Raw genomic sequence first — 7990 nt, 5'->3', positions numbered from 1 at the left:
AAACCATCGGCAAGGAGCTTGCGAGAACCTAAGGTCCAGGCAAGGGAGCGCGGACTATAGCGATTCTTCTTAGGGATGCAAGCAAATCTGGCCCCTAAAAAGGCACAATTTTAAGCGACCTCTTGACAGACCGTGACGAGAGTATGACAACCGCGCGACACTCTGCCTCATACGGCGTGAACTTTAAGGAACCTCCGAATTATGACCCGAGCCTTTCTGTTTCCCGGTCAAGGTAGCCAGATCGTCGGCATGGGCAAGGAGTTGGCCGACGCGTTTGCGGTCGCCCGCGCCGTGTTCGAGGAAGTCGACGAGGCGCTGGGGCAAAAACTCTCGCACCTTATGTGGAATGGGCCTGAGGCCGAGCTAACGCTGACTGAAAACGCGCAGCCCGCGCTGATGGCAACTTCGCTGGCCGTCACGCGCGTGATCGAAGCCGAAACCGGTAAGTGCTTGGCCGATCTCGGTGTCGCCGTCGCCGGGCACTCGCTTGGGGAATATTCGGCGCTGGCCGCCGTGGGGGCGCTCACCGTTTCCGATACCGCCCGGCTGCTGAAGCGCCGGGGGCAGGCGATGCAAAAGGCGGTGCCGCTCGGCACCGGCGCAATGGCGGCTTTGCTCGGCGTCGAAATCTCGGTCGCTCAAGAAATCGCCGAAGCGGCGGCCCAAGGCGAAGTCTGCGATATCGCCAATGATAATGGCGGGGGTCAGGTCGTGCTTTCCGGCACGGCGGGGGCGATTGCCCGCGCCGTCGCTTTTGCGCCAACCAAGGGTGTGAAGCGCGCGCTGCCGCTGCCGGTGTCCGCACCCTTCCATTGCCGCCTGATGCAGCCCGCCGCCGATACAATGGCTGATGCTTTGGCTAACGTAACGATGGTCCGTCCCAGCCTGCCTATCGTTATCAATGTCACCGCGCGGCCCGAGCAGGATACCGATAAGCTGCGCCGCAGCTTGGTCGAGCAGGTGACGGGCCGGGTGCGCTGGAACGAAAGCATTGCGCATATGGCCAATGTCATGGGAATTTCGCAGTTCGTCGAACTTGGCTCGGGCAAGGTTTTGACGGGCCTCGTGAAGCGGATCGCCAAGGACGCGACGGGCCTTTCTATAAGCGGCCCCGCCGATATTGAAGCTTTCCTGAAGACGCTTTAAGAAAGAAATATAAATGTTTGATCTTTCTGGAAAAACGGCTCTCGTAACCGGTGCGAGTGGTGGGATTGGCCGCGCTATTGCGGCGGCACTGCACGCGCGCGGCGCAACGGTGGTTCTGACCGGCACGCGCGAAGCGGTTTTGGCCGAAGTTGCCGCCAGCCTCGGCGGTGCGCGCACCCATGTGATCGTAGCCGATCTCTCGCAGGCCGAGGCGGCGGATACGCTGATTAAAGCCGTGGATGCGGCGGCGGGCGGGGTCGATATTCTGGTGAATAACGCCGGGCTCACGCGCGATCAATTGCTGCTGCGCCTCAAAGATGCCGATTGGGATGGTGTGTTGGACGTGAACCTGACCGCCCCGATGCGCCTGTCGCGCGCCGTGCTGAAGGGGATGATGAAAAAGCGCTTCGGGCGCATCATTTCCATCACCTCCATCGTTGGCGCGACTGGGAATGCCGGGCAGACCAATTACGCCGCCTCCAAGGCCGGGCTGGTCGGCTTCTCGAAGTCGCTGGCGCAGGAAGTAGCTAGCCGCAATATCACCGTCAATTGCGTCGCACCCGGCTTCATTGAAACTGCGATGACCGAGGCGCTGGGCGATGAGCAAAAGCAAAAGCTGCTGGGCGCGATTCCCCTGGGCCGCATGGGCACCGGGGAAGAAATTGCGGCGGCGGTGGTTTATCTGGCGTCCTCTGAAGCTGGCTATGTGACGGGCGAGACCCTGCACGTAAACGGCGGGATGGCGATGCTTTAAGACGCTTTTACTGGGCTTCGAGATGGTGCGAATCTCTAGCGCCCGGTTCTGAAGTGTGTTACAGGGAGCGGCTTTCGGGCCGGAAACTCTCTCTTTTCATCCGCTCCGGAGGGGCTTGTCGGGCCTGCCCAGACCGGCTACACGGAACGATCACTGGTTACTTGTCGAGGATAATTCGCAATGAGCACTGTTGCCGAACGCGTTAAGAAGATCGTCATTGAGCATCTGGGCGTGGACGAAGCCAAGGTCACGGACAATGCCAGCTTTATTGATGATCTGGGCGCGGACAGCCTGGACACCGTGGAACTGGTCATGGCGTTCGAAGAAGAATTCGGCGTGGAAATCCCCGACGATGCCGCCGAAAAGATTCTGACGGTGAAGGACGCGATCGACTTCATCGAAAAGAACAACGCTTAAAGCTATTTCCGGTAAACGGACATGCTTTTGAGCCCGCGCGGCGCATAAGCGGACCCAAGGTTGATAAGAGCCGGTTTCGGAGCCTTCCGAAAGCGGCTCTTGCCACAAGGGCCGCTTGAAAAGCGGTGCTGACTTGGGACCGATTGAGTAGCCCGCGCTTCCTTGAGATCATCACGCCGCATCAGGTCTTTGATTGGTTGCATTTTTCTGTCGTCAGGTGTCCCATCTAACGGCAAACTGCGCCAAGTTTGACGGCAAAAGGCGAAAGTCGCACGTGAGCACAGCAAAACAAATCACCCTCAAGCGCGTGGTCGTCACTGGCCTCGGAATGGTCACTCCCCTGGGGACCGGCGTCGATCACAATTGGTCGCGTCTGCTGGACAGCCAGTCCGGCCTGAAGCGCGTCGACGAACACTTCAAGGTCGATGATATTCCGGCCAAGGTCGGCGGCGTCATTCCGCGCGGCAATGGCGGCCCCGGCCAGTTCGATATCGACGCGGTGGTCTCGACCAAGGACCGTCGCCGCATGGGCGATTTCATCGTTTATGCGCTGGCAGCGGCCCAGGAAGCCATTACCGATTCGGGTTGGACGCCGGAAAGCGACGCGACCGGGAAGCGACCGGTGTGATGATCGGCTCCGGCATCGGCGGCCTCATCGGCATTACCGATGGCGCGGTTTTAGTGAGCGAGCGCGGGGCCGAGCGCCTCAGCCCCTTCTATATTCCCGCCAATCTCATCAATCTCGCCTCGGGCCACGTCTCGATGCGCTACGGCTTTAAAGGCCCGAACCACGCGGTCGTTACCGCCTGCTCGACGGGGGCACACGCCATTGGCGATGCTTCCCGTCTGATTGCGCTGGGCGATGCGACGTAATGATCGCGGGCGGCACGGAAGCCGCGCTGTCGCGCATCGGCTTTGCCGGTTTCGCCGCGTCGCGCGCCATGTCCACCAACTTCAACGATACCCCGACGAAAGCCTCGCGCCCCTGGGATAAGGACCGTGACGGCTTCGTCATGGGCGAAGGCGCGGGCGTCGTCGTGCTCGAAAGCCTGGAACACGCCCAGGCGCGCGGTGCCAAGATTTACGCCGAAGTCTTGGGCTATGGCATGTCGGGTGACGCTTACCACATCACGGCCCCCGCGCCGGATGGCAATGGCGGGTATCGCGCCATGCAGGCCGCGCTGAAATGGTCGGGCCTTAACCTCGATCAAATCGATTACATCAACGCCCACGGCACCTCGACCCCACTGGGGGATGAAATCGAGTTGAATGCGGTGAAGCGTTTGTTCGGCGAGCACGCCTATAAGCTCTCGATGTCCTCCACCAAGTCGGCCATTGGTCATTTGTTGGGCGCGGCGGGCGCGGTCGAGGCGATTTTCTCGATCCTCGCTTTGCGCGATCAAATCGTGCCGCCGACGCTGAACCTCGATAACCCCTCGGAAGGCTGCGATATCGATCTCGTGCCCCATGTGGCGAAGAAGCGGCAGGTGCGCTACGCCCTGTCCAACTCCTTCGGCTTTGGCGGCACGAACGCGTCGCTGATCTTCGGCGGGGCGGTCTAGTCCAGCTTGCTCAGGCTTCTCTCACTGCTATTAGGGGCGCTCGTGTTTGCGGGCGCCCTTTTTATCGTCAGCCTGCGCTGGGTCGAGGCGCAGATCGATAAGCCGGGGCCGACGACGGTTAGCAAACTGATCTATATCCCGCGCGGCTTGGGCTCAGATGCCATCGGTCAGCAGTTGATGGATGAGGGGCTGATCGAAAAGCCCTGGCTGCTCATGGCCGCCCAGCAGTTGCGGCGCGACCCGCGCGCCCTGCGGGCCGGAGAGTATGAGATCGCCGCCGGGGCCAGCCTCTCGGCCATTCTGGAGCAACTCCGCGCGGGCCGAACGGTGGTGCGCCGTCTGACCCTGCCGGAGGGGCTGACGAGTTCGCAGATCCTTGATCTTGTCCGTGCCGCCGACGGGCTGGAAGGCGCGATGCCGGAAACCTTGCCCGAAGGCACCCTGCTGCCCGAAACCTATCACTATCAAAAGGGCGACCGCCGCGCCGAGATGGTCAAGCGCCTACAAACGGCGATGCAAAGCACGCTCGCCGACGCCTGGGCCAACCGCAACCTCAGCGTTCCCCTGCGCACGCCCGAAGAGCTTCTGGTCCTCGCGTCGATGGTCGAAAAGGAAACCGGCGTGGCGGCGGAGCGGGAGCGCGTAGCGGGCGTATTCATCAATCGCCTGCGCAAGGGCATGCGGCTTCAGTCCGACCCAACGGTGCTGTACGGCATCGTCGGCGGGGCCGGGGCCACGCGCAGCTTAACCCGCGTCGATCTCGATACCGATACGCCCTGGAATACCTATACCCGCGCGGGGCTCCCGGCTTCGCCGATTACCAATCCCGGTCGCGCGGCGCTGATGGCAGCGGCAAAACCGCTGGCGACCGAGGATCTCTATTTCGTCGCCGACGGCACGGGCGGGCACGCCTTCGCCAAAACCCTCGACGAGCATAACCGCAATGTCGCCAAATGGCGGCAAATCGAAAAAAAAACGCGGGCGGCGAAGCCTTAGGCGCGATAGGGCGCGGCTTCGTATAAAATCCAGTCGCGGAACAGCGCGACCTTCGCCCGGCGCTCCGCCCCCTTACCGTAGGCCAGATAATAGGCGCGCGGATTGCGGACGCGCACCGGCAGCGGTTGCACCAAACGTCCCGCTTCAATATCGGCTTCGACCAGAAACTCCGGCAGCAGGGCCACGCCCATCCCCGCAACGGCGGCTTCGATAATCATAAAGAAATGCTCGAAACCGGGCGCGTCGGGCGCGGGGCGGAGGGAATCGGTCGGCAGCCCGACTGCGGCGCAGAAATCCGGCCAGGCTTGCGGGCGGGTTGAGTGGAAGAGCCGCCGATGGTGGCGCAAATCCTCCAGCCGGTCGAGCGGCCCGAAGCGGGCGGTAAAATGGGGCGCGCAGAAGAGGCTAACCGTCTCCGGCATCAAAAATTCGGCGCGGCACCCCGGCCAATCGCCATAGCCGTAGCGAATGGCGATATCCACGGGCTCGCTTGTGAAATCGACCATCCGGTCGCCGGTGCTGAGATCGACGCTGAGCCCCGGATGGGCCGCCTCGAAGCCCTGGAGGCGCGGCACCAACCAGCGAAAGGCGAGGGTGTGGAGGGTGCTGACGGCAATCGGTCCGGTGGCGTCGCCGAAGCGCAAGCGGCGCGTGGCGGCGTCCAGATCGGCGAGGGCTCCGGCGATGGCGCGCTGATACTCGGCCCCGGCGGGGGTTAGCATCAGGCGCGGCCCCTGGCGCTGGAACAAGGCGCGGCCCAAATCGGCTTCGAGGGAGGCCACCATGCGGCTCACGGCGCTTTGGGTGACGTGCAGCGCCTCGCCCGCGCGCGTGAAGGAGCCGAGGCGGGCGGCGGCTTCGAACGTGCGCAAGGCGTTGAGCGAGGGCAGGCGGTTTTCCGGCATGATAGGCTCTAAGAATGAGTTTTTAGAATGGTAGCCACCGAAAAACTCGCTTGTCTCGGTCAATTTTTCGCGGAGACTAAGGCGAGCGAAGAGACCCTCGCCTTTAGCCCGGAGAAAACTTCATGACCAAAGTGATGCCCTTCCATATCGCCTTCCCCGTCGACGATTTGGCGGCGGCGCGGCAGTTTTACGGCGAGTTTTTGGGGTGCCCCGAAGGCCGCTCCAGCGATGAATGGATCGATTTCGACCTGTTCGGGCACCAGATCGTCGCCCATCTCGCCCCGAAGAAAGCCGACGATAAGCACCATAATCCGGTCGATGGGCATGCGGTGCCGGTGCCGCATTTCGGCGTCGTGCTGGATTGGGACACGTTTGAAACCTTCGCCGACCGGCTGAAGGCCGCCGGGGTAAAATTCGTGATCGAACCCTATATTCGCTTTAAGGGCCTCGTCGGCGAACAGGCGACGATGTTTTTTCTCGACCCTGCCGGCAATGCGCTGGAGTTCAAATCCTTCCGCGATATGAGCCAGCTTTTCGCAAAGTAAGGCGAAAAAACTCTAATCCCCGCGCCGGTTGCTCGCCGCAATCAGCGCGGCTGGATTGGGGATGCGATGGGATTCTTGCGCAAACGGCACGAAGCCCGCGCGCTGATACAGGCTGAGCGCCTTTGGGTGATCGAGGCTGCACGTATGCACCCATACCCGCTTTGGCCCGCGCCCCCAGGCTTTACGAATGGCGCAATCGAGAAAATACGGCCCGAGTTTCAGGCCGATAAAATCCGGCATTAGGCCGAAATAGGCGAGTTCCACCTCGCCCGGCTCGCGCCCATCCAACTCGAAATACCCCGCTGGAACGCCGCCGACATAGGCGACCGTCACTTCCACCAAAGGATCGTTCAGAATCGCCGTCAGCTTGGCATCCTCCATCTGGCGGCGCTCGTACCACAGCCACGGATCGCCGACGCTGCCGTAGAGGAAGCGGTAGAAGCGCAAATTCGGTTGGCGCGCCACCATCAGTGTCAGCGGTTGCGGCAGGGAGGGGCAGACCAGCGGCGCGGTTTTCGGCGGGGCCAACATTTCGAGATGCGTAATCGCAACGTCGATTTCGGCGGGATCGAGCGGAAGCGGCGCGAGGCTCATAATGCGGCAGCTTCCCCCGTGGCGATGGGCAAGCCGGGGTAGCTGCCCCATTCGCTCCATGAACCATCGTAAACCGACACGTCGGTTCGGCCCAACTCATAGAGACCGATCGCCAACACGCAGGCGCTGACGCCCGACCCGCAGGAGGTGATAATGGGCCGCTTGAGGTCTACCCCCGCGCCGGTAAACCGCGCCTCGATTTCGCTTTTCGGCAGAATCAACCCCGTTGCCGGGTCGAGCAGCGCGCCAAAGGGCACATTCCGCGCGCCCGGGATATGACCGCCCGAGAGGCCGGCGCGAGGCTCGGGTTCGGTGCCCATGAAGCGCCCCGGCCCGCGCGCGTCGATGATCTGCACAGCGGGTGTATCGAGCGCGGTCAGCACAGCGTCGCGGTCGCTCACCAATTCGGGGCGGAAGCGGGGGTGGAAGCGCCCTTGGCGCGGCGCGGCGGGGCCGCTCTCGGTCGGGCGGCCTTCCGCCAACCACTGCTTCAGCCCGCCATTCAGTACGAAAACCTTATCGTGACCGAAGGTGCGGAACATCCACCAGGGCCGGGCGGCGCTCATCAAACCGTGGCTGTCGTAGCAAACGATCGTGCAATCATTGCCGATACCGAGCGTGCTCATATCCTCGGCGAAACTATCGGGGTCGGGGAGCATATGGGGCAGGTCTGATTCGAGATCCTTATAGGCATCGATATCGAAGAACTGGGCGCCGGGAATATGCCGCTCCAGAAACTCGGTTTCGGCATTACGGGGCACACCGGGCAGGAAGTAGGTCGCATCGAGCACGCGCAAATGGGGGTCGGAAAGCCGTTCCGCCAGCCAATCCGTCGATACAAAAGCCGTTCGCGTGCTCATTCCCGTTTCCTCCCGTTCTTTTTCGATAGGCTCACACGCCGACGTGCGCCGATTGCGTCCAACGATCTTGAACCTTTTGTTGGTTCAGCAGCAACCATTGCGCGGCGATCAGCATGATAGAGTTTTCAAAAAACGCCCCGCTTCGAGCGCGTCCGACAGCTCGGGAAGGGTGAGGGTGCTTATTCGGATATACTCGCCTTCGTCGGCATTC

8 protein-coding genes and 1 pseudogene are annotated in these 7990 nt (G+C 62.1%); 6 read left to right on the top strand and 3 right to left on the bottom strand.

From position 1 onward, the window contains the following. Positions 1-201: 201 nt before the first annotated feature. The 5 genes and pseudogenes from fabD to mltG all read left to right on the top strand — a co-directional run bounded on the left by fabD (position 202) and on the right by mltG (position 4875). Positions 202-1146 carry an ACP S-malonyltransferase gene (gene fabD / locus VZ95_RS10455; RefSeq protein WP_045775787.1) on the top strand — a complete coding sequence of 315 codons (945 nt, stop codon included), beginning with the start codon at positions 202-204 and terminating at the stop codon, positions 1144-1146. Between the two features lie 13 nt (positions 1147-1159). Next, positions 1160-1900, top strand: coding sequence for a 3-oxoacyl-[acyl-carrier-protein] reductase (fabG, locus tag VZ95_RS10450; RefSeq protein WP_045775786.1), 741 nt, complete (start codon positions 1160-1162; stop codon positions 1898-1900). A 180-nt stretch (positions 1901-2080) separates the two neighbouring features. Continuing rightward, on the top strand, positions 2081-2317 hold the full coding sequence (locus VZ95_RS10445; protein WP_045775785.1) for an acyl carrier protein: 237 nt from the start codon (positions 2081-2083) through the stop codon (positions 2315-2317). 328 nt (positions 2318-2645) lie between these two features. Continuing rightward, a pseudogene (fabF, locus tag VZ95_RS10440) lies at positions 2646-3879 on the top strand (beta-ketoacyl-ACP synthase II). 42 nt (positions 3880-3921) lie between these two features. Next, the gene (mltG, locus tag VZ95_RS10435) at positions 3922-4875 is read left to right on the top strand and encodes an endolytic transglycosylase MltG (RefSeq protein WP_045775784.1); all 954 of its coding nucleotides are present in this window, start codon (positions 3922-3924) and stop codon (positions 4873-4875) included. On the opposite strand, the gene gcvA is transcribed toward mltG, so the two are convergent. Then, positions 4872-5780 (bottom strand): transcriptional regulator GcvA, encoded by a 909-nt coding sequence (gcvA, locus tag VZ95_RS10430; RefSeq protein ID WP_045775783.1) that lies wholly within the window; start codon positions 5778-5780, stop codon positions 4872-4874. The two genes, mltG and gcvA, sit on opposite strands and share 4 nt — an antisense overlap. A gap of 122 nt (positions 5781-5902) precedes the next feature. Here gcvA and VZ95_RS10425 point away from each other — a divergent pair, with 122 nt between their 5' ends. Beyond that, positions 5903-6325, top strand: a complete 423-nt coding sequence (locus VZ95_RS10425) for a VOC family protein (RefSeq protein WP_045775782.1) — start codon at positions 5903-5905, stop codon at positions 6323-6325. Between the two features lie 12 nt (positions 6326-6337). On the opposite strand, the gene VZ95_RS10420 is transcribed toward VZ95_RS10425, so the two are convergent. Both VZ95_RS10420 and sseA read right to left on the bottom strand, forming a co-directional pair. Further along, positions 6338-6919 carry a GNAT family N-acetyltransferase gene (locus VZ95_RS10420; protein ID WP_045775781.1) on the bottom strand — a complete coding sequence of 194 codons (582 nt, stop codon included), beginning with the start codon at positions 6917-6919 and terminating at the stop codon, positions 6338-6340. After that, positions 6916-7779, bottom strand: coding sequence for a 3-mercaptopyruvate sulfurtransferase (sseA, locus tag VZ95_RS10415; protein WP_045775780.1), 864 nt, complete (start codon positions 7777-7779; stop codon positions 6916-6918). The genes VZ95_RS10420 and sseA overlap by 4 nt, the downstream gene beginning before the upstream one ends. Positions 7780-7990: the final 211 nt, after the last annotated feature.

Source organism: Elstera litoralis (genome assembly GCF_000963705.1).
Classification (GTDB): domain Bacteria; phylum Pseudomonadota; class Alphaproteobacteria; order Elsterales; family Elsteraceae; genus Elstera; species Elstera litoralis.
Note: the sequence above shows the minus strand (reverse complement) of the source record. Positions and strands in the feature narration are given on the sequence as shown.